Below are 19,892 nucleotides of genomic sequence, written 5' to 3'. Positions count from 1 at the left end.
TTGACAGGCCTCATTCTCAACTCGGCGTCATCCTCGGCCTTGCGGTGGCCGGCCGCCATCTCGAACCCTCATTCGCACATCAGGCCCCCCGCGGCATGCTTCCTCAAGAGGCCGGCACGCCTTACGGAATTGTATAATTCGCGAGAAGTCCCCGTGAGTTTTCGGGCGCAGGCTTGGTGCCATCATAGCCACCAAGTCGAGGCCAGCTCTCATGAATATGCGCGCCACCCTAGCCGCCACCATCGTTTCGCCAGTCCAGCCGGTCAGCCTGCGGATCAATACCTACCTCATCAACCTCGACCGGGCAGAGCTTCGCCGATTTCGCATGGAGCGCCTGCTGTCCGAGATCGGCATAAGCTTCGAGCGGGTGGCGGCCGTCGACGGGGTCGGCATATCCCTGCCGCGCCGCGATTTCGACGGGCAATCCTATCTGCGCCGGCATGGCCGTACGCCGAATCCTTTCGAGATCGGCTGCTATCTCAGCCATGTCGAGTGCGCGAGAAGGTTTCTTGCCGGCAACGGCGAATTTGCTCTTATTCTCGAAGACGATCTCGATTTCGATGACGATTTCGCCGAGGTGCTCGCCGCCGCACTCGAGCAACACGCATCCTGGGATATTTTACGGCTTTCGACCGTGAACTCAGGGCGCAAGCATAGGGTGGAGCCGCTCACAGCATCGCGCTCGCTGGCGATCGCGCTCACCCGCGAGAAGGGCTCGGGCGCTTATTTGATCAATCGTAAGGCGGCCGGCTGGATCGCCGATGTGCTCGTTCCCATGCGGCTGCCCTATGATCTCGCGCTCGATCTCGAATTCGACGAGGGGCTGCGGGCCTGTTTCGTCGATCCGGTTCCGGTTAGCCAGCGGGCAGATCCGCATTCCCAGATACAGGCAGGGCTCTCGAGCTACCGCCTTGGCCGCCGCCGGCCATGGAGCGTCCTGCCGTATCGCGCGGCGGCGGAAGTGCGCCGGTTCTCGGTGCGCTTCGTCAGGCTTGCGGCGCTGCGGATGCGGGGCTGGAAAGATGATACGGCAGCAGCGGGAAGCCTATCGAAACGGTGAGGCCGGGATGGTTGTCGCCCATGGCGATCTCCGCCGAGTGCAGGTCGGCGACCGCCTTGACCAGGCTGAGGCCGAGGCCGCTGCCTTCCGTCGTGCGGCTCTTGTCGAGGCGGTAGAGACGCCGGAACACCTTGTCCCGCTCCTCGGCGGGAATGCCCGGTCCGCTGTCGACGACCGACAATATGGCGCGATCGGCATGCCGGCGAAGGGACAGCGTGATGACCGTTCCGCCGGGGCAGTGGTTGATGGCGTTCTCCACCAGATTGGCGATCATCTGCGTCAGCAGATCGCGATCACCCCAGATGAGCGCGGAGCAGCGCTCAGCGATTGCGAGAGACTGGCCGGCGTCTTCAGCGACATCGGCATAGACCTCGGAAATGACGGCGAGCACATCGTCGACGTTGGTCGTCTGGAAACGCTCCTTGCGGGCGCCGGCCTCGATCTGGGAAATGCGCAGAAGTGCTGCGAAGGTCGCGTTGATCCGGTCGCTCTCGCTTCTCGCCTCGTCGAGGAGAGCCGAAACATCCAGTTGCCGGTCGTTGAGCGTCACGGCAGCATCGAGCGTCAGGCGCAGCCGGTTGAGAGGCGTCTTGAGATCGTGGGCGATATCGGCGCTCACCTGCCGCATGCTCTCGACCAATGTCTGGAGCCTTTCGAGGGCCGCATTGATCTGGATTGCCACCGTATCGAGATCGTCGCCGTTTCCGGTGATCGGAATGCGAGCCTGCAGGGCGCCGTGGGCGACGTCGTTCATGGTGTTGGTAACCCGGTCCAGTCTCGCCTGAGCGCGGAATGCCAGGAAGACGCCGCCGCCGATGGCAGTCGCCACCGCGACCGCGGCAGCCCATTCGAAGCTGATTAGAACGATCCTCAGCATTTCGTCGACATCGTTGAAATTTTCGGCGACCACCAGCGTATAGGAACCGATCGCCGAGACCTGCATACGGTAACGTTCGTGCCCCTTCAGCCCGACGTCTCGCGACGTGACGGTATAGACTCCGTTCGGGATGCGGGGCGCGGCGAAATTGCCGGCAAGTTTGCGCCCGCCTGCATCCATCAGCGAGTAGAGCCCGTCGGAGGTCGATTGGAAGCTCGCATAGTTATTGAGCGTGTTGATCAGATCTTCGGTATCATGCGGCTGGTAGGCCGAGGCGATCAGCGAATTCATCTCGTGAAGCGATTGTTCCAGGTCGCGCTCGAGGCCGGCGCGCAGCATGTGGTACATGATCGTACCGCTGAAGATGAAGGTGGCGACGAAGAGGACGCCGAAGGTGACGGCAAGCCGGAACGGCGTGCTCCTGCGCAGCTTAGCGAGGCGCATGCAGGCTGTATCCGGTGTTGCGGACGGTGTGCAGAAGCTGCGTTTCGAAGGGCTTGTCGACCTTCGCCCTCAGCCGGCTGATATGGGTCTCGACGACGCTTGTCTTCGGGTCGAAGTGAAAGTCCCAGACCCGCTCCAGCAGCATCGTCTTGGTGATGACCCGGCCTTCACCGCGCATCAGCACTTCGAGCAGGGTGAATTCCCGCGGCTGCAGCTCGATGATCTGCCCGGCGCGGCGGGCCTCGCGCCGGATGAGATCGAGCTCGAGATCGGCGACCTTCAGGACGGTCTTCTGCTCCTGCACCGGCGGCCGACGGCCGAGGGCGTTGACGCGGGCGAGAAGCTCGGAGAAGGCGAAGGGCTTGACCAAATAGTCGTCGCCGCCCGCTTCCAGCCCCTCGACGCGATCGTCCACGCCGCCGATCGAGGTCAGAAACAGCGCCGGCGCGCCGACCTTGGCGGCTCGCAACGAGCGGACGATCGCAAGACCATCGAGACCCGGCAGCATGCGATCGACGACGATGACGTCATAGGCTTCCCGCTGCGCCTGAAAGAGGCTGTCGCGCCCATCGGCGAACACGTCGCAGACATGGCCCGCCTCGAAAAAGCCCTTGGAGACATAGTCCGACGTCTTGGCGTCGTCTTCGATAAGCAGGATCTTCATCAGCCTGATCGTTCCCGCAACTGTGGAGGCTAAAACCTAGTCGACGGCATGCCCTGGCCACAACATACCGATTGGTAAGGTTTGGCGGGGCACGCTGGAGGGGCTGCGAGGAGGCCGTCTGGCCGACAATCGAACACCGGCTGGTGGTGGTCACATCATTTTGCGACTGTCGCGCTGCCGGTTCTATGCGAATTGTCGCGCAGGAAGACATCTGATTTCGAACCAGGAGGTGCCCTTCGGTTTGTTGGGAACGTAACTGGAGTTGATCGGTTAGGGGACCTCATTCGATCACTTCAGGGACCAAATGCCTAAGGTCGGAATTCTAACCTTTCATCGCTGCATAAATTACGGTTCCTACTGGCAGGCACGGTGTCTGGCCGAAGGCCTCGCGTCGATGGGAGTAGAAGCCGTCCTTCTGGAACACATGTCCAGTCGCGTGAACCGTGCGGAATGGCGCTGCGCGCTGCAACCGCTGCTTCCTGCGGCAACGCCGATGGAAGATTACCCGCTCTATAAAGCGAAGATCCGAAAATTCTTTCGCTCCTTTGCTAGCTTGCCTCTTTCATCGCCTTTTCCCTTGGAGAATCCAGCCGCAATGGGTGACTATTCGCTGATCGTCGTCGGCAGCGACGAGGTGTGGAACCTGCGTCATCCCTGGTATGGCGGCTATCCGGTGTTCTATGGAGAGGGCCTGCGATGCGGGCGCATTGTCTCCTATGCCGCGACGTTTGGAAGTCTGACATCGTCGGAGCGGTTGCAGGGGTGGGCGGAGAAGCTGCGAAAGTTTTCCCACATTTCGGTCCGGGACCTGCATTCGGAGCGGATCATCCGCGAGAGGTTGGGGCTGGAGCCAGAACTCGTTCTGGACCCGTGTCTGCAATTTCCGCAGATGGTGACCGCGAGCAGAGGTGATGGGGAGGCGGCATCCTATATTGCCGTCTACGGGCACAGTTTTCCAACGTGGCTCCAGGATGCGGTGCGCCGATGGGCAGAAGACCGGGGCTATCCGCTTGTCAGCATCGGCTATCGGAACGAATGGGCCAACGAGCAATGGATTGATGCCGGGCCGGAGGACTTCGCCAGGTTCATTTCCGAAGCGAAGGCCGTCGTGACGAACTTCTTTCACGGATGCGTGTTCTCGCTTGTCAACGAGAAGCCGTTTGCATGTGTCCTTTCCGATTACCGCTCCAACAAGATTCGCGATCTAACGCAGCTTGTCGGAGCCGAGCATCATGTTTTGACCGAAGATACGACCCCGTCGCAGGTGGAAGCTATCCTCGGCAACCCACTTCCTATGGACATTGCGCGACGAATATCTTTCTTGCGTGATACGTCCAACGCCTATCTCAGCCATGCCTTGCAATAGCTCCGGTCAACAGAAGCGGCTGACGCCGGGCATCGCCCCCAAGGATATTACAGGCTCCGGCCTCTGCATCGGCTGCGGCTCCTGCGTTGCCAAGTCAGCGCGGCCTGATGTGCGGATGGAACTCGACCGGTACGGCCAGATGAAGCCCACGGCCCCCAGGACTTGGTTGCAGGGCCGCGATGAAGAGTTTGCCCGAATTTGCCCGTTTTCCCCGGAGGCTCGGGACGAGGACGAATTGGCGGCCCAATATTTTTTCCGCGCGAAAAACCGACACCCTCTGCTGGGTCGTTTCGAGGCTGCCTTTGTCGGCCATGTCGAGGAAGGGGAATACCGTTCGAACGGCAGCTCCGGGGGCATGGTCACCTGGGTGGCGGCTGAATTGCTGCGCCAGGGACTTGTCGACTGTGTCGCTCACGTCAAGGAGAGCGATGATCCGCAATCGGAAGGACGCCTGTTTCATTATTCGCTGTCACGTAATCTGCAGGAACTTCAGGCGGGCGCCAAATCTCGATATTATCCCGTCGAGCTTTCCGGCGCGCTTCAGTCTATTCGCGAGGCGCCCGGGCGGTATGCCGTGGTAGGTATTCCCTGTTTCATCAAGGCGGTGCGACTGGCCTGCGCCGGTGACCCGATATTGAAGGAGCGAATTGCCTTCACGCTGGGGCTGTTTTGCGGCCATATGAAAAGCGCGCGCATGGCCGAGAGCTTTGCGTGGCAGATGGGTCAGGACATCAGGCAGGTTAAACGGCTCGACTACAGGAAGAAGGCCCCGGATCGTCCGGCGAATTGGTATCGGGCCGAACTGACCCTCGAAAACGGAGAGACGCGTGCGCGGGACTGGTGGCATCTGGTCGATGGGGACTGGGGCGCCGGCTTTTTTCAGAATCCCGCCTGCAATTTTTGCGACGACGTCGTTGCAGAAACGGCCGATATCGCTTTCGGGGATGCTTGGAAGGAGCCCTACTCCTCTGATGGAAGAGGAACGAACGTGGTGATCGTCCGCTCGAAAGTACTTCTAGATGCGGTCCAAGCGGGGATCGATGAGAAGAGGATCGCGCTGTCTTACGTCGATTCCGACTTTGTTGTCGCCACTCAAGCCGCCGGATTCCGCCAGCGCCGCGAGGGTCTCTCATTCCGGTTGAGCTGGCCTCGTATGGGTATGCGCCCGCGCAAACGCCTCCGTGCCGGCAGCCACGGCCTGTCTCGGCAGCGCATGGCGGTGTACATCATGCGCTATGGGATCAGCTTTTGGAGTCATCGCGTCTTTTCAGTCGCCAATCTCCTGCATTGCCCCAGACTTTACATGCTGTGGGCGCGGGCAGCCCTGGCTTGCTATCAGGGAGTGGCTTATTCCCGGGGGCCGATTGGCAGGATAGCCCAGAGCTTGGGTTTATCCGGCTCCGAGGGACGATCGTGATTCAAACCCCAGCAATCGGGCGGCTGACTTGGCAACGCGTGACACATATCCGCTATCCCTGCGCGGTGCATAACGCTCGACCATTTCCTCGCAGAACATGGCGAATTCTTCCGGCACCAGGGGCGCACTCGTATGGTGCGGCGCGATACCTTTATGCTCCGGCGTGAAGCAGAATGTCACCGTTACGTCGAAGTCTTCGAGGGCCCGCATCTGGCGGTCGAACCAATCGAGGGCATTGGGCCGGAACCGGTCCGCCCAGGAAAGCCCGGTGCGGACGGATTTCACGCCCAACCGGCTCATCCAGGCAGCGGCCTCATCCAGCCGCGGGTCTTCGAAGTGGAACCACTGCACCAGCCCGAAATCCGGCGTGTGTTTGGCAAACTCCTCCAGCGCCGCTTTGGGCGTTCCGTCTTCGCGCAGAAGGCCCATATAATAATGCCGATAGTAGGAGGAGCCTTCGGCTTCGCGATGACGCGTTGTTGCCTCCCATGACCGGGGGAGGTCGTAGAGGCTGTACCATTGGCAGCGCTCGACTTTACCCTTGAGCAACTCCGCCGTTCGTTGCAGACCCCACAACTGCACTTCCTCCGCACCGAAGGTCGAGACACCCACTTCGCTGACCCAGATCGGCAGATCGGTGACAGCGCGGATTTCGTTGATTTTCTCCGGCCACTCATGAATCTGCCAAAGGTTCCAGTCGAGGGGGAAACCATGCAGCGCGACCGCATCGAGGTGATCGAGCACGCCGTAATTTTGCATGCGGCTGATGAAGAAGGGGTCGATTGGCGATATTCCGCCGAGCACCTTCGTCAATTCCGGATTTTTGGCTGCGATGGCGTCGGCCGCGAGGATTGCCATTTGCGCAAACAGGCTCCATTCAGGATCGATCTCAGGATCCCAGTGCGATTTGTTGTTCGGCTCGTTCCAGATCATTGCAGCTTCGATCATTTGGCTTCCCCGTGGCAGGATTTAACGGACGGGTTACAAGGTCACTTCGTTGAGCGTCATCACTTTTGCACCCCAGTCGCCGATCACAACCGTCGTGACGGAGGCGGGCGCAATATCGAATCTGGGCCAAGCATCGATCGGTAGTCCCAGCACATGACTGACAGCCGCCTTGATGACATCGGCATGGGACACCAGGGCTATTCGCCGATCGTTACCGCCGCTGACCAGAGTCTCGATCAGGTCGAAAATCCGAGTTTGGACGTCCAGCATCGTCTCGCCTCCTGGCGTGCGGGTGAGGCTGCGTGTGGTGTTCCAGCGGCGCCACTGGGGATCGTCATTGAGAACTTCGAACGTCTTGCCGGACCAGCTGCCAAAGTCTACCTCGTCCAAAGCCGCGTCTATTTGCGGCAGAGCCAGACCACAGGCTGATGCTATACCTTCTGCCGTCTCCCGTGTTCGTTCGCGCGGGCTGGTGTAGATCTCATCGATGTCCCCATGACTCAGCCTCTGCCCGAGACGCTGAACTTGCGCGCGGCCGGCTTCGCCAAGCGCAATACCAGCTGTACGCCCCGCCAGGAAATTCCCGACACTGTCGTGCGCGGCGTGACGTACCAGGAAAAACGTTGAGGTCATTCCGCGGCTCCGCGCAGAACATCCTCCTGGTCATCGATGAAATCCTGCGTTCGGCGGCGGGCCTCGTGATCGGTGAACTGTTGCGGCGGCGATTTCATGAAATAGCTCGACGGTCCTGTCAGGGCTCCGCCCAGACCTCTGTCGAGGGCCAGTTTCGCGCAGCGTATTGCATCGATGACCACGCCGGCGGAATTGGGGGAGTCCCACACCTCGAGCTTGAGCTCCGCATTGAGCGGCACGCCTCCGAAAGTCGTACCCTCGAGACGAATATAGGCCCATTTCCGATCGGTGAGCCATGGGACGTGGTCACTTGGCCCGACATGGATATCGTCATCAGGAAGCGGAATATCCAATTGGCTGGTGACCGACTGGGTCTTGGAGATTTTCTTCGATTCCAGCCGCTCGCGCTCTAGCATATTGAGAAAATCGGTGTTTCCGCCAAAATTGAGCTGATAGGTGCGATCCACACGGACGCCCCGTTCGCGGAAGAGATTGACGAGCATTCTGTGGACGATCGTGGCGCCAACCTGGCTTTTGATATCGTCGCCGATGAGCGGCAGCTTGCGGGCAGCAAACTTCTGCTGCCATTCCGGTTTGGAGGCTATGAATACCGGAATGCAATTGATAAAGGCGCAACCGGCCGCCAGCGCTTGTTCGGCGTACCATTTCGTCGCCTGTTCCGAGCCGACAGGAAGATAGGAAACCAGCACTTCCGTCCGGGTTTGCCTAAGGATTTCCGCCACATCCGCTGAAGGCTCGGTCGATTCCTCGATCCGATCTTGAAGATACTTGCCTATCCCATCCAACGTCCTGCCGCGTTTCACCTCGACCCCAATCGGAGCGACATCTGCGAAACGTTGGGTGTTGTTTGGCTCGGCGTAGATCGCTTCGGCGACGTCACGCCCAACCTTTGAAGCCGCGACATCGAAGGCGGAGGATATCGCAATGTCGTGCACGTGATATCCACCGAGATCAATGTGCATGAGGCCTGGAACCGGCTCGTTTTCCCGGGCGTTATCATAGTAGGTAAGTCCTTGAACCAATGACGAGGCGCAATTGCCAACTCCCACCAATCCAACGCGAATGGATTTTGAACGCATGGCTCCCTCCAGGGGCTGCTTGCTGCGGCATCTACAAAGCTAACAAGCGGGAACCGCAGCGGTTCCCGGACTTTCCGATTTTTTCAGACTGACGATCTGCAATCAGTTCTGGCAGGCATCGCGGCAAGGAGGAAGGAGCGGATGCTCGTCTATGGTGATGTCGAGCACATCGAAAGCGCGGCAGCAGTACGCGCATCGATCTCAAGCCTGATGATGGCGTGCATCGAAATGCAGCCAAGCCGCCAGCGCCACGAAACCCTGGTTCGAACCTTCATCCTGACTGGAGAACTGGTCCAGGGATTGGCCGATCAGGAATTCGCAAGCAAAGGCGCCGACGACCTGTCCGAGCTTCAGGAAGCAGGCGCGAAACTTCTGCTCATGCAAGCACGCGCGATCATGCAATCATGGCGAAACGGGTTTGCCGGCATTTTGTCCTTTCCGGAGGATTGGGCAGCCGAACTTGAGTCTCTAGACAGCGCCGAGCCGGTGCGGATGAAGCGCGCAGAGGGCTACGCCTTTTATGCCTTGTATCCCGAGAGCTATATCGAGGCGGGTTCGATCTCAAATCTGACGCCAAAAACAGTCGTCATAGGGATACGCAGCATCGGGACCGGGCTCGCGGCCCTGGTTTCCGCAGCCTTGGGTGCCAAGCCTGCCTATTCGCTGCGGCCAACTGGCCACCCCTTCGAGCGGCACCTGCACGTCACACCGGCTCTTTCCAAGCGCATTCTTGCGGAGCCTGAAACTGATTTTGCCATCGTCGATGAAGGGCCGGGGCTGTCGGGGAGTTCGTTCGGCTGCGTCGGGGACTGGCTGCAGGCTAACGGTGTGGCATCTGGTCGGCTTCATTTTTTCCCGAGCCACGCAGGTGAACCAGGCCCGCATGCAAGCGCGCCGCATCGGACCCGTTGGCGAGATCGGCCGCGCCACGTCGTCAGCTTCGACGATCTTTTCGTCGAGGCCCAACACCCAGAACATCGTCTGCACACATGGGCGGCCGATGTTGTCGGTGTTTCGGGATCGTCGTGGCGGGACCTGTCAGGCGGCGCATGGCGCGCTGCGCGTTATCGCGATCCGTCACTTTGGCCGCCGAGCTATATGCAGATGGAAAAGCGCAAATTCCTGATGGAAGCCGAAGGAGGGGCCTGGCATGTCAAGTTCGCCGGGCTCTGCGGGAGCGACGTGGACAAGGCAAGAAGAGGCTCTTTGCTGAGCGAAGCCGGCTTTATTCCGAAGATTGCCGGCACCTGTTACGGATTTATCGTCGACGAATGGCTGGATGGAACAGCCCTCGAAACCAGCGGTCCGAGAAGGCGCCGAATCGTGGATCACCTTGGACGTTACCTCGGTTTTCGCGCCCGTCATCTCCCGGCACGAAACGGCGGCGCCTCGATCCAGAAACTTCGCGAAATGGCTGTTTTCAATGTTGGGGAAGCGGCAGGACCGGACACCGCCGAAAAATTGAGGCGCGTGATCGGCACGCCCGAGCGGCTATCCGGACGATTGCGACGCGTCGATACGGACAACCGGCTTCACCCATGGGAGTGGCTGACCACCGCGACCGGGCGCATCATGAAGACGGATGCGCTCGACCACAATGCGGCCCATGATCTGGTTGGCTGCCAGGATATTGCCTGGGACGTCGCGGGTGCCTGCGTGGAATTTCAACTCTCGAGCAAGGAACGCAATCATCTTGCCGATCTCGTCGGTCGGGAAGCGGACTGCGATTTGTGCGACGATGTACTGAGGTTTTTCGAGGCATGTTATCTCGGTTTCCAGATAGGTCTGTGGTCGCAGGCGAAAGCCAGCGTCGACGGCGCTGAGATGGAGCGCATCGAAAGCACCATCAAACGTTACCTAGACCGCTTGTCGGAATTGGTTGGACCCTGACTGCGGACGTGGTTTGGAGTGAGTTTTGTCAGCAAAGCGACGGAGGCGGTTCCGCCATCGGGTGGCGGGTTCCATGTTCCACCAGATAAACTTCCCGTTCCGGATTGGCACGAATGACAAACCCGGCGCTTCTCAGCATCGCTTCGACCGCCGCCTTGTTCGGAATGAACCAGTTGGTGGGATCGCCAGCGTAACGTTCTTCCACAAAATAGAGCTTCGGAAAGCCGCGCTGCTCAAATATCGTCGTGTCGAAGAAGTCGTAATTTTCGCTGAGTGCCGCGACGTCCTCTTCGCCCCGCTGCATGCATTGAAACAGCATCTTTCCGCCGACGACATGCTCATGCAGTAGGTCGAGCGCCAGTAGCGGATGCCGCAGGTGATAAAGAACACCCATGAAAAGGACCAGGTCGAATCTCTCCTTTAGTTTTTGAACCTCGTAGACCGACATCAGCTTGAATTCGATATCTTCACCTATCTGTCTGGCAGCGAACTCGGCTTGCTTGAGATAACGGGGGTCGGAATCGATTCCGACGACACGCCCGGCATTCCTTCTCTTCATTTCAAGTGAGTAGAACCCGGCGTTGCAGCCGATGTCCAGAACGCTGCACCCGCGGAGATCTTCAGGCACAACCTGCTGAAAGTGGGCCCATTTGAAAGACGGGTAGTCGCCAAGGAAATGATCGGGCGCGGTCTGAACGCCGTTAATTCGCAGATTGTGAAACCATGGGCCCAGGGCTGCGATGTCGCTTTCCAGTCGAGCCTTCTCGTTCATTCCCTGCTCCAATCCGTAAGCGTCGGTTATTCTTTCGACTGCCTCGCCGAGACGTGTGTTCGGCTACGTTTGAATCTTCTAATCGCCGACCGTATTTGCTCGACGGATCGAGGGCCAATCCCCGGTAGCTGGAGGAGTTCGGCGTTCTTCATGTCTGCCAGTTGGCTCATCCGGTGAATTCCACTTCTGGCGAGGGAACGGGCGATCCATCCAGGGAGACAGGTGGTCAATAAGAGATCTTCGGTATCTCTCCCACCAATCTTCGTCCGCTTTTGAGATACCTGCGGCATGTTCAGCTTTAGCCGGGTTCGTCAGATTGTGATCGAACCCTCTTGATGGTTTTCGGTTCCCGCTGAAGAAGAAAAATCCGGAACGCCCTTGCCGCGGTGGACGAAAACCCTTCGCGAAGTCGGTCCGCGGGACCGGACGACGAGCACGTCGGCATTTGACAGGCTAACGGCCGAACTTGGGGCTCACCGCTATCGTTGCGCACTCACCGTCAGCCAGCGTGTTGGCTTTCCGTCATATCCGCCGCCGTCGCTTTCCTCGACGGCGATGTTGCGCCAGCCGCTCGCCGTCAAAAGCGCCGACTGCCAATCGACGGAGGGATAGTTGTAGTAGCGCCCGAAGCCGTCATGACCTTCGGCTTCTCCCGCCTTGAAGCTTGCATGGAGGATGCCGTCGGTTCTGAGCGCACGGCGGACACGGGCGAAAACGTTGGCGAGCTCGGATCTTGGAACATGGAGCAGGCTCGCATGCGCCCAGACGCCGTCGTAGGCGCTGTCGGCGTCGAGCTGCTGGAACAGCATGACCCTGACCGGCCTGCCGATCAGCATTTCCGCCTGTCTTGCAAGCTCGGCCGAGCCGTCGGTCGGTGTCACGTCGAAACCCCGCGACAGCATGTAGGCGCTGTCCTGCCCGCCGCCGCAGCCGAGTTCGAGGATTGCCGCACCCGGTGCGAGACGCGCGAGGAAGGCATCGAGCTGCCGTTTTGGTAGGCTGCGTGCCCGGTTGGCGTATGTCTCGGCGTTTTCCTCGTAAAAGGCTGAGGTACGGTCAGGAGGCATGTGGGTCGGCCGCTCGGGGATCTTGGTTGGAGCGGCGCCCCGCATATCGGTGCTGACGCCGCCGTTCGCGTGAACGGGCGAGTTCAGGTCGCGATGAGGCGCGTCCAGCCATGCTCATCGTTCGTTACGCCCTTCTGCAGACTGACGAGCTGCTGGCGCAGTTCGCTGGTCAACTTGCCGGTCTGTCCGTCGCCGATCAGAAACTCGCCGCCGGCATGTCGAACCAGGCCGATTCCCGCCAGGACTGCGGCGGTGCCGCAAGCGAAGGCTTCGACGAGCCTGCCGCTGGCAGCGTCGTCTTGCCATTCGGTAAACGAGTAGGGGCGCTGCTCGACGCGCAAGCCCCGCTCTTCGGCGAGCACGATCACGGAGGCGCGGGTGATGCCCGGCAGGATCGTGCCGCCCAAGGGCGGGGTCACCACCGATCCATCGTTCATCACGAAGAAGACGTTCATGCCGCCGAGTTCTTCGACCCAGCGATGCTCTGCGGCGTCGAGGAAGACGACCTGATCGCAACCCTTCTTCGTCGCCTCGGATTGCGCCACAAGGCTGGCTGCGTAGTTGCCGCCGCATTTCGCGGCACCAGTGCCGCCGGCGGCCGCGCGGGTGTATTCGGTCTCGACCCAAAGGGAGACGGCCTTGGCGCCGCCCTTGAAGTAGGCGCCGACCGGAGAGGCGATGATGCAGAAGACATATTCCTGAGCCGGACGAACGCCGAGAAACGCCTCGTTGGCGAACATGAAGGGGCGGAGGTACAGGCTGGCATCGCCGGACGGTATCCAGGCCCTGTCGACGCGGACCAGTTCTTCGACCGCCTTCAGGAAGAGTTCTTCGGGCACGGGAGGCATGGCCATGCGGTTTGCCGACTGTGCGAAGCGGCGTGCATTCTCTTCAGGCCGAAAGAGCAGAATTCGGCCATCGTCCGCCTTGTAGGCCTTCATGCCCTCGAAGATCTCCTGCGCGTAGTGCAGCACGGCGCTCGCAGGATCGAGTTCCAGGGGCCGCCTCGGCGTAACCTTTGCATCGTGCCAGCCCTTCTCGGCCGTCCATCGTGCCAGGACCATGTGATCCGTGAAGAGCTTGCCGAAGCCGGGCGTCTCCAGTGCCTGGATGCGTTCGGCGTCCGAGACGGGAGAATTGTGGAGTTCGATTTTGATTTCCGGAGAGGCCGACGTCACGGTCATTGCTGCACCTTGATAGTAAATTGAAGAGTGGCGGCGACACTACCGCCGCCGAGCCGGTCTTGGAAAGGTCTGAATCAGCCGGTTTCGGCTTTGATCAGAGGAATAATCACTCGATGTGGCTGGCGTCGAGCAGCAAATCCGGGACCGAGCGCCTTCGATATCGGATGGGGTCAATATCAAGCGAGATCCGGAACATCCAACGCTTTGGAATATGAGATCTCCAACATGTCACCATGACAAGAAAATAGGTCAGTATTATTGACATAATTTCCGCCGCATGGTTTGTCGGCCGTATTATAGAAAATACGAGGAAACCCCATGCTGAACTGGGACACCATGTTTGCATCGCGCTCGTCGCGCATGCGCGCATCCGAAATCCGCGAGCTCCTGAAGCTTCTCGACCGGCCCGACATCATCTCCTTTGCCGGCGGCATTCCCGATCCGGCGCTGTTTCCGGATCAAGAATTCAAGCAGGCCTACGCCGATATCTTCGCCGGTCCTGCCGTCAATTCGGCGCTGCAATATTCGGTCAGCGAAGGCTACAAGCCGCTGCGCGAATGGCTGGCCAAGCAGATGGCGGCCCTCGGCATTCCCTGCGAACTCGACAACATCTTCATCGTCTCCGGTTCGCAGCAGGGGCTCGATTATCTCGGCAAGCTGTTCCTGTCGCCTGGTGATACCGCGCTGGTGACATGGCCGACCTATCTCGGCGCGCTGCAGGCCTTCAACGCCTATGAGCCGGCCTATGACCAGCTGACGCCAGGCGGCAACCGGACGCCGGAATCTTATCGCGCGGCGGCAGCCACCGCCGGCGGCAAGGTGAAGTTTGCCTATCTCTCGGCCGATTTCTCCAATCCGACCGGTGAAACGGTCGATCTCGCCGGCCGCAAGCAGGTGCTGGCGCTTGCCGAAGAACTCGACGTCGCCGTCATCGAAGACGCGGCCTATCAGTCGCTGCGCTATGACGGTGAGCCGATCCCGCCGATCCTGGCGCTGGAGATTGCCGAGAAGGGCCATATCAACGACACGCGCACGATCTATTGCGGCAGCTTCTCCAAAACGCTGGCGCCCGGTCTTCGCGTCGGCTTCATCGTCGCCAATGCGCCGGTCATCCGCAAACTGGTGCTGATGAAGCAGGCGGCCGACCTGCATTCCTCGACGATAAACCAGATGGCGATCAGCCATGTCGCCGAACGTGGCTTCGATGCGCAGGTCGGCAAGATCAAGGCCGCCTACAGCCATCGGCGCAACTGCATGCTGGCGGCGCTTGAGAAATATATGCCCGAGGGGACCAGCTGGACGAAGCCGGAAGGCGGCATGTTCATCTGGATCACGCTGCCGGATGGCATGGATGGCGCCAAGCTCTTGGCGAAATCGCTCGAAACCGCCAAGGTCGCCTTCGTACCCGGCAAGGCCTTCTTCGCCGACGGCTCCGGCGCCAACACCTTCCGCCTCAGCTTCTCCTGCGCCAACGAGCAGATGATCGAGGATGGCATTGGCCGGTTGGGCAAGCTGATCGCCGATGAGATTGGCGGGTGATTGCTGCGGGCAGGGCGAGACGCTGCCACGAGTCCCTTCTCCCCGCCGGGGAGGAGAGAAGGAGCGCGCCGCTTCTAGAGCGTTTCAGGTTTTCACGGAAGCATATCCGGCATTGGCGAAGTAGTTGCTGCATTCGCTGGGCTCGATGGTTGTGACGAGGTGTCCGATGTGGCGCCAGGTGTCATCGATGGTTCGCTTCTGAGCCAGGCGCATCCAGTGCTTGATTTTGGCGAAAGCCTGTTCGATCGGGTTAAGGTCGGGGGAGTATGGCGGCAGGTACCAGAGCCGAGCACCAGCGTTGCGGATCATCTGACGGATGGCGACCGACTTGTGGGAGCCGAGATTATCCATCACGACGATATCGCCGGGTTTGAGCACCGGTACGAGTTGCTGTTCGACATAAGCACGAAAGCACTCACCGTTGATCGGTCCATCGAAGACACAAGGCGCGGTGAGCCGATCGCAGCGCAACGCGCCGAGGAAAGTCAGGGTGCGCCAATGTCCGTGCGGGGCGAAGCTGCGCAGCCGTTTGCCCTTCGGCCCCCAGCCTCGAAGCGGCGCCATGTTGGTCTTGATCCAGGTTTCATCGATGAAGACCAGCCGGCTTGGATCAAGGCCAGCCTGCCAGGATCGCCAGCGCTGTCGCCGTCGCGCGACGTCAGCGCGCGCCTGCTCAAGGGCGAACAGTGTTTTTTTTGAACCGTAGTCCCTCGCGCCGCAGAAACTGCCATACGGTGTCGTGGGATACCTTCACCCCTCGCGCGGCCAGTTCTTCCTTCAACCTGTTCAGTGACACATGCGGCGTCTGGTTGATCCGCTCGGCGATAAACGCTCGGTACGGCTCAAGAACCCGCTTGCGGTGGCCGCCCATCTTCCCAGGCGCGACAGATCCGCTCGAACGGTAGCGCTGAGACCACTTCACCGCTGAAGACACGGCAATACCGAACCGCACCGCCACCGACCGGCAGCTCTCGCCGGCTTCGATTGCATCAACAACACGCTTGCGAAGATCATTTGAAAGAGGTCGAGTCATCCGATGCTGGCCTCCACTCCAGCCAGCATCTTGAATCACAAAACAGCCAAAAACGGAATCCCTTCCGATTCAACTAAATCCAGATACGCTCTATCGATATCACTTCTCCGCCAGGAGGGATGTGTCACGCAGCGGCATTCACCACCGTCCCTCATTCCTGTGCTCGTCACAGGAATCCAGCCACGGCGCGGCCGCGTCGTGATTGACTCTTACGCGTGAAGGCTTCTCTCGTGCCCAAGGACTTGGGCACGCTGGATTCCTGTGACGAGCACAGGAATGAGCGACTATCTGGATTGTCAAGTTGCATATTCGAATTCTCTTCGCGCGTCTCGTGCTTTTGCATTGAGAATAACCAGGAGTTTTCGGGCGAGTGCGATGCGGATGACCATTTTGGGTTTGCCGGCGCTTTGCAACCTTTGCTGGAAGGCGGCCAGGTGCGGATCGTGTCGGGCTGCGATGGCGCCGACCAGGAACAGAATGGCGCGTGGTCCGGAGCGCCCGCCGCGCACCGGCCGGTGTCCGCTGCGTTTGCCGCTGTCGTTGGCAATCGGCGCCAGGCCGGCCAGCTTGGCGATCGCCTTATTGGAGATCTGGCCGATCTCAGGCAGTTGGGCCATCAACCGGGCAACTGTACGGTTGGCCACGCCCTTGATTGATCGAAAGGCCTGGTTGAGACAGGCCCAGAGCGGATCGTCGTCTATCATCGAGGCAATCTCGCCTTCGAGGGTGCGGCTCTGGCGCACCAAAAGTGCGATCACCTCGTTGAGGCTTGCCTCGCACTGCTGATCGCGGGCTGCACTGCGGCGCTGCATCTGGATGGTCAGATCACTCGTGACCTGGGACAGCCGCGCCATCAGCGCCGACAGCCGCATCTGCGCGGCTTTCGGCGGCGGCAGGGCAGCCAGCCGCCTGGTTTCGGCATAATGGGCGATCATCGCTGCATCGATGCGGTCGGTCTTTTCCAGAAAGCCCATGGATTCGGCAAAGCGGCGCACATGGCGCGGATTGGCAAGCGCGCAGGCGATGCCCAATTCCCACAACAGCAGGAAGGCCGTCCGCTCATAACCGCCGGAAGCCTCCATGACGAGGAGCTCGACATTCTCGGCCCGGCAAAGATCGGCCAGCGCGCCAATGCCGGTGGCGTCATTGCTGAACCGTTCAAACGTCCCGGACGGGCGGATGAACGCATCCAGCCAGTCTTTCGAAACATCCACTCCACATATAATTCTGTTCACGGTAACCTGCCTTGTGCGTGCGATTGGAGCCAAGCGACTATTCGGTCGTACGTGACGATGACGAAGATCCCAGGCTCATCCACGGTTGTAACCGGAGGGGGGACGGGCTACTTCGTCAAGCCTCTGGCCGGGTGGCCACCCGGCCAGAGGCTCAATCGCTTCCGTCGCACGAAATTACTAACGTGCAGATACAAGGGAGGAGAGGGAAGTGCTTCCGCCCTCTTCTCTCAGAGGGAAGGGGTAAGCAGTTTATCCTTCCATTGCCATGCTTTTAGCAAAACAGCTGACCAGAGCGCCAAATCAAAAAATCGTCGTCCAGCCCTCGTTGGCGGTCTCGCTCTTGCCGTAGCCGACCCGGTCGGCCACCGCTCCGTCGGTGTTGCGCAGGATGATATCGCCGCCGCGGTTGGCGAGCTGCGGGCCGCCGGCTGCGGCGTCGAGCGCGATGGTGCGGATCTCGCCCGCCGCAAGCGTTCCCGATAGCGTCTGCGTCCGGCCGTTTTCGTCCTCCAGCTTCCAGCCGTCGAGCGACACCGACATGTCGGAGCGGTTGATCAGCGTCACCGTTTCGGCCTCGGTGCCGCCTTCGCCATTCACCGGGTTGATCAAGGCGGCGATGATGCGCAGCGACGAGGCGACGACCGGCTGCGGCCGGCGCGTGCCTTCGCCGCGGCCCTGGCCGCCGCGGTTCTCGGAGACGGGGTGACCGGTCTCGGCATCGGTGTTCCAGTTCTGCGACTGGAAGCAGAGGAAGATCGCCGCCCATTCGTCGGTATCGGTGAAATGGACGAGCAGCGCCCCATCCTGGTTCGGGCCGTTGGTGGCCTTGAAGCTGCCGCTGTCACCCTGGTTCATGTGGATATCGTGGATGCCGTTGCCCGGCTCGAAATCGAAATATTGGTCGGGCTTGTTGTGCTCTGGTCCCCAGGCTTCGCCGAAGGCATAGAAATGGATGTCGGGATCGGCGATGCCTTCCTCGACGATCGGCTCGATGAATTCCCTGAGATCGTTCTTCGGGCCGGAGAGCTGGAAGGGCGCGACATCCATGTCCTCGCGCTCGATCAGGCCGCCGCGGACATAGTCGATCGCAAGCTCCGGGCGATCCTTGCGAATGTCGGTCAGGCCCATCGGCAGGGCTTCGAGCGCCTCCGTCAGCGCCGCGTGCTTGAAATCGACGATATTGGCGTAGAGCAGGTCGTGGGGCGACATCTTCGAGCGGACGTTGAGCGCGATGCGGTAGCTGACGCCGTCCGCCTCGATGCGAATCTCGATATGGGGGTCGTTGTCGTCATCGAGGGCGAGCGCGCTCGCAGTACCCTTCAGGACCGTGTAATTCTTCAGCATGAGAACCTCGCTGCGGTGGCGGGATCTCATGCTAGCACTGATAAAGTGCATCTTTTGTGACGAGTCTCCTCCGCCGTGCAATACGCCGGCGCTATTGCCAGAGCATGATGCCGAAAAGTGTGAGCGGTTTTCGGACGACATCATGCTCTAACCCTTTAGTTTAGGTGCGGGCCGAAGAGTTCGAGATCGGCTTCGCTCAACCGGTCGCTTGCTGTGTTGAGCTGGTGCCAATAGGGGTAGAGGACCGGCGGCAGGCTGACGGCGTCCAGGCGTTTGCGCTCGTCATCGGTGAGCTTCAGCTCGGCAGCGGCGATGTTGTCGCGGAACTGGGCTTCGGTGCGCCCGCCGATGATGACCGAGGTGACCGCCTTGCGGCCGATCAGCCAGGCGAGCGCCACTTGTGCGGCCGAGACGCCGCGCTCTTCACCAATCGCCACCAGCGTCTCGACGATGTTCCAGAGACGGTTTTCATCGCGGATCGGCGGCTCGGTCCAGCCCGCGAACTGGCGGGTCCCCTCGGGGGCAGCCTGGTTGCGGCGGTGCTTGCCGGAGAGAAGGCCGCCGGCGAGCGGGCTCCAGACCAAGACGCCGAGGCCCTGGTCGATCGAGATCGGCAGCAGCTCGTATTCGGCGTCGCGGGATTCGAGCGTATAGTGGATCTGCTGGCTGACGAAGCGCTGGTAGCGGTGCTCGTTGGCGAGCCCAAGCGCCTTCATGATGTGCCAGCCGGAATAGTTCGAGCAGCCGACATAGCGCACCTTGCCCTGCTTGATGAGGGTGTCGAGCGCTTCCATCGTCTCTTCGAGCGGCGTCTGGCCGTCCCATTCATGCACCTGATAGAGGTCGATGACATCGGTCTTCAGGCGCTTCAGGCTCGCCTCGCATTCGCGGATCAGGTGGTAGCGCGACAGGCCGCGGTCGTTCGGGCCGTCGCCCATGCCGAAGCGGGCCTTGGTGGCGAGCAGCACGCCCTGCGGCCGCTTGCCGGCGAGCGCCTTGCCGATGATGTTTTCGCATTCGCCTGATGAATAGACGTTGGCGGTGTCGATCAGATTGATGCCGGCATCAATGCACATATCGATCATCTTCTTCGCCTCGGAGACGCCGAGATCGCCAACCATCTTCGCCCAGCCGACGCCGCCGAAGGTCATCGTGCCCATGGTCAATGTCGAAATTTTCAGGCCGGAGCGGCCGAGCAGACGATATTCCATTGAAACTCCTCCTTCATCAAAACAGGATTGACGTACCTCAGCATGGCCGAATGGCAATGGCGGCGCGTTCACGCCTGCGTGAGGCTCAGGCAAGATAGCGGGTGCCGG

18 protein-coding genes are annotated in these 19,892 nt (G+C 60.4%); 5 read left to right on the top strand and 13 right to left on the bottom strand.

Translation table 11 applies throughout. The features are described 5' to 3' along the window. The first annotated feature begins 211 nt into the window (after window positions 1-211). Window positions 212-1,060 carry a glycosyltransferase family 25 protein gene (locus N2597_RS12855; protein WP_077992944.1) on the top strand — a complete coding sequence of 283 codons (849 nt, stop codon included), beginning with the start codon at window positions 212-214 and terminating at the stop codon, window positions 1,058-1,060. On the opposite strand, the gene N2597_RS12850 is transcribed toward N2597_RS12855, so the two are convergent. Both N2597_RS12850 and N2597_RS12845 read right to left on the bottom strand, forming a co-directional pair. Continuing rightward, window positions 987-2,381 (bottom strand): sensor histidine kinase, encoded by a 1,395-nt coding sequence (locus N2597_RS12850; RefSeq protein ID WP_077992943.1) that lies wholly within the window; start codon window positions 2,379-2,381, stop codon window positions 987-989. The genes N2597_RS12855 and N2597_RS12850 overlap by 74 nt on opposite strands. Further along, entirely contained in the window at window positions 2,368-3,045 is a 678-nt protein-coding gene (locus N2597_RS12845) for a winged helix-turn-helix domain-containing protein (protein WP_183597305.1), read from the bottom strand. The genes N2597_RS12850 and N2597_RS12845 overlap by 14 nt, the downstream gene beginning before the upstream one ends. Before the next feature lie 304 nt (window positions 3,046-3,349). On the opposite strand from N2597_RS12845, the gene N2597_RS12840 reads away from it, so the two are divergent. Together N2597_RS12840 and N2597_RS12835 are read left to right on the top strand one after the other, a co-directional pair. Beyond that, window positions 3,350-4,411, top strand: a complete 1,062-nt coding sequence (locus tag N2597_RS12840; RefSeq protein ID WP_077992942.1) for a polysaccharide pyruvyl transferase family protein — start codon at window positions 3,350-3,352, stop codon at window positions 4,409-4,411. 115 nt (window positions 4,412-4,526) lie between these two features. Continuing rightward, a complete protein-coding gene (locus tag N2597_RS12835) occupies window positions 4,527-5,828 on the top strand; it encodes a Coenzyme F420 hydrogenase/dehydrogenase, beta subunit C-terminal domain (protein ID WP_183597307.1) in 1,302 nt (433 codons plus the stop codon). Here the strand turns inward: N2597_RS12835 and N2597_RS12830 are convergent. From N2597_RS12830 to N2597_RS12820, 3 genes are read right to left on the bottom strand one after another with little or no spacing between them, the layout of a single operon-like run. Continuing rightward, window positions 5,802-6,776, bottom strand: coding sequence for a beta-xylosidase (locus N2597_RS12830; RefSeq protein WP_077992938.1), 975 nt, complete (start codon window positions 6,774-6,776; stop codon window positions 5,802-5,804). The genes N2597_RS12835 and N2597_RS12830 overlap by 27 nt on opposite strands. A 33-nt stretch (window positions 6,777-6,809) precedes the next feature. Further along, on the bottom strand, window positions 6,810-7,409 hold the full coding sequence (locus tag N2597_RS12825) for a histidine phosphatase family protein (protein WP_077992936.1): 600 nt from the start codon (window positions 7,407-7,409) through the stop codon (window positions 6,810-6,812). Further along, on the bottom strand, window positions 7,406-8,509 hold the full coding sequence (locus N2597_RS12820; protein WP_183597309.1) for an inositol-3-phosphate synthase: 1,104 nt from the start codon (window positions 8,507-8,509) through the stop codon (window positions 7,406-7,408). Before N2597_RS12820 ends, N2597_RS12825 begins: the two co-directional genes overlap by 4 nt. A 141-nt stretch (window positions 8,510-8,650) precedes the next feature. Here N2597_RS12820 and N2597_RS12815 point away from each other — a divergent pair, with 141 nt between their 5' ends. Then, the gene (locus N2597_RS12815; RefSeq protein WP_086156293.1) at window positions 8,651-10,399 is read left to right on the top strand and encodes a hypothetical protein; all 1,749 of its coding nucleotides are present in this window, start codon (window positions 8,651-8,653) and stop codon (window positions 10,397-10,399) included. Between the two features lie 28 nt (window positions 10,400-10,427). Here N2597_RS12815 and N2597_RS12810 read toward each other — a convergent pair whose 3' ends face one another. The 4 genes from N2597_RS12810 to N2597_RS12800 all read right to left on the bottom strand — a co-directional run bounded on the left by N2597_RS12810 (window position 10,428) and on the right by N2597_RS12800 (window position 13,422). Further along, the gene (locus N2597_RS12810) at window positions 10,428-11,171 is read right to left on the bottom strand and encodes a TIGR04290 family methyltransferase (protein ID WP_009997064.1); all 744 of its coding nucleotides are present in this window, start codon (window positions 11,169-11,171) and stop codon (window positions 10,428-10,430) included. Window positions 11,172-11,197: 26 nt separating this feature from the next. Next, window positions 11,198-11,323, bottom strand: coding sequence for a hypothetical protein (locus tag N2597_RS33715; protein WP_423228308.1), 126 nt, complete (start codon window positions 11,321-11,323; stop codon window positions 11,198-11,200). 327 nt (window positions 11,324-11,650) lie between these two features. Further along, window positions 11,651-12,238 carry a class I SAM-dependent methyltransferase gene (locus tag N2597_RS12805; protein ID WP_077993087.1) on the bottom strand — a complete coding sequence of 196 codons (588 nt, stop codon included), beginning with the start codon at window positions 12,236-12,238 and terminating at the stop codon, window positions 11,651-11,653. An 83-nt stretch (window positions 12,239-12,321) separates the two neighbouring features. Continuing rightward, window positions 12,322-13,422, bottom strand: a complete 1,101-nt coding sequence (locus tag N2597_RS12800) for a branched-chain amino acid aminotransferase (RefSeq protein ID WP_183597311.1) — start codon at window positions 13,420-13,422, stop codon at window positions 12,322-12,324. A 318-nt stretch (window positions 13,423-13,740) separates the two neighbouring features. Here N2597_RS12800 and N2597_RS12795 point away from each other — a divergent pair, with 318 nt between their 5' ends. Further along, complete coding sequence (locus N2597_RS12795) at window positions 13,741-14,961, top strand: aminotransferase-like domain-containing protein (protein WP_077992923.1); 1,221 nt, start codon at window positions 13,741-13,743, stop codon at window positions 14,959-14,961. Window positions 14,962-15,045: 84 nt separating this feature from the next. On the opposite strand, the gene N2597_RS12790 is transcribed toward N2597_RS12795, so the two are convergent. From N2597_RS12790 to N2597_RS12775, 4 genes are all read right to left on the bottom strand, one after another. Next, window positions 15,046-15,994, bottom strand: a protein-coding gene (locus tag N2597_RS12790) for an IS630 family transposase (RefSeq protein WP_097622115.1) whose coding sequence is annotated in 2 segments (ribosomal slippage) — window positions 15,046-15,657 and window positions 15,659-15,994 — 948 coding nt in all. Because the reading frame shifts where the segments join, the coding sequence is not laid out codon by codon here. Between the two features lie 296 nt (window positions 15,995-16,290). Beyond that, on the bottom strand, window positions 16,291-17,229 hold the full coding sequence (locus tag N2597_RS12785) for an IS110 family RNA-guided transposase (protein WP_077992921.1): 939 nt from the start codon (window positions 17,227-17,229) through the stop codon (window positions 16,291-16,293). Between the two features lie 300 nt (window positions 17,230-17,529). Then, the gene (locus N2597_RS12780) at window positions 17,530-18,573 is read right to left on the bottom strand and encodes a DUF2278 family protein (RefSeq protein WP_183599640.1); all 1,044 of its coding nucleotides are present in this window, start codon (window positions 18,571-18,573) and stop codon (window positions 17,530-17,532) included. A 155-nt stretch (window positions 18,574-18,728) separates the two neighbouring features. Next, window positions 18,729-19,784: an aldo/keto reductase gene (locus N2597_RS12775; RefSeq protein WP_183599638.1), complete on the bottom strand. Its 1,056-nt coding sequence runs from the start codon at window positions 19,782-19,784 to the stop codon at window positions 18,729-18,731. Between the last annotated feature and the right edge of the window lie 108 nt (window positions 19,785-19,892).

Source organism: Rhizobium sophoriradicis (genome assembly GCF_025200795.1).
Lineage (GTDB): Bacteria > Pseudomonadota > Alphaproteobacteria > Rhizobiales > Rhizobiaceae > Rhizobium > Rhizobium sophoriradicis.
This window is presented reverse-complemented; position numbering and strand designations above follow the sequence as displayed.

What these genes read in the sequence shown, in the direction of transcription:
- N2597_RS12855 (WP_077992944.1), top strand. Translation starts at nt 212, where the DNA reads ATGAATATGCGCGCCACCCTAGCCGCCACCATCGTTTCGCCAGTCCAG.
- N2597_RS12850 (WP_077992943.1), bottom strand. Translation starts at nt 2,381, where the DNA reads ATGCGCCTCGCTAAGCTGCGCAGGAGCACGCCGTTCCGGCTTGCCGTC.
- N2597_RS12845 (WP_183597305.1), bottom strand. Translation starts at nt 3,045, where the DNA reads ATGAAGATCCTGCTTATCGAAGACGACGCCAAGACGTCGGACTATGTC.
- N2597_RS12840 (WP_077992942.1), top strand. Translation starts at nt 3,350, where the DNA reads ATGCCTAAGGTCGGAATTCTAACCTTTCATCGCTGCATAAATTACGGT.
- N2597_RS12835 (WP_183597307.1), top strand. Translation starts at nt 4,527, where the DNA reads ATGGAACTCGACCGGTACGGCCAGATGAAGCCCACGGCCCCCAGGACT.
- N2597_RS12830 (WP_077992938.1), bottom strand. Translation starts at nt 6,776, where the DNA reads ATGATCGAAGCTGCAATGATCTGGAACGAGCCGAACAACAAATCGCAC.
- N2597_RS12825 (WP_077992936.1), bottom strand. Translation starts at nt 7,409, where the DNA reads ATGACCTCAACGTTTTTCCTGGTACGTCACGCCGCGCACGACAGTGTC.
- N2597_RS12820 (WP_183597309.1), bottom strand. Translation starts at nt 8,509, where the DNA reads ATGCGTTCAAAATCCATTCGCGTTGGATTGGTGGGAGTTGGCAATTGC.
- N2597_RS12815 (WP_086156293.1), top strand. Translation starts at nt 8,651, where the DNA reads ATGCTCGTCTATGGTGATGTCGAGCACATCGAAAGCGCGGCAGCAGTA.
- N2597_RS12810 (WP_009997064.1), bottom strand. Translation starts at nt 11,171, where the DNA reads ATGAACGAGAAGGCTCGACTGGAAAGCGACATCGCAGCCCTGGGCCCA.
- N2597_RS33715 (WP_423228308.1), bottom strand. Translation starts at nt 11,323, where the DNA reads ATGAAGAACGCCGAACTCCTCCAGCTACCGGGGATTGGCCCTCGATCC.
- N2597_RS12805 (WP_077993087.1), bottom strand. Translation starts at nt 12,238, where the DNA reads ATGCCTCCTGACCGTACCTCAGCCTTTTACGAGGAAAACGCCGAGACA.
- N2597_RS12800 (WP_183597311.1), bottom strand. Translation starts at nt 13,422, where the DNA reads ATGACCGTGACGTCGGCCTCTCCGGAAATCAAAATCGAACTCCACAAT.
- N2597_RS12795 (WP_077992923.1), top strand. Translation starts at nt 13,741, where the DNA reads ATGCTGAACTGGGACACCATGTTTGCATCGCGCTCGTCGCGCATGCGC.
- N2597_RS12780 (WP_183599640.1), bottom strand. Translation starts at nt 18,573, where the DNA reads ATGCTGAAGAATTACACGGTCCTGAAGGGTACTGCGAGCGCGCTCGCC.
- N2597_RS12775 (WP_183599638.1), bottom strand. Translation starts at nt 19,784, where the DNA reads ATGGAATATCGTCTGCTCGGCCGCTCCGGCCTGAAAATTTCGACATTG.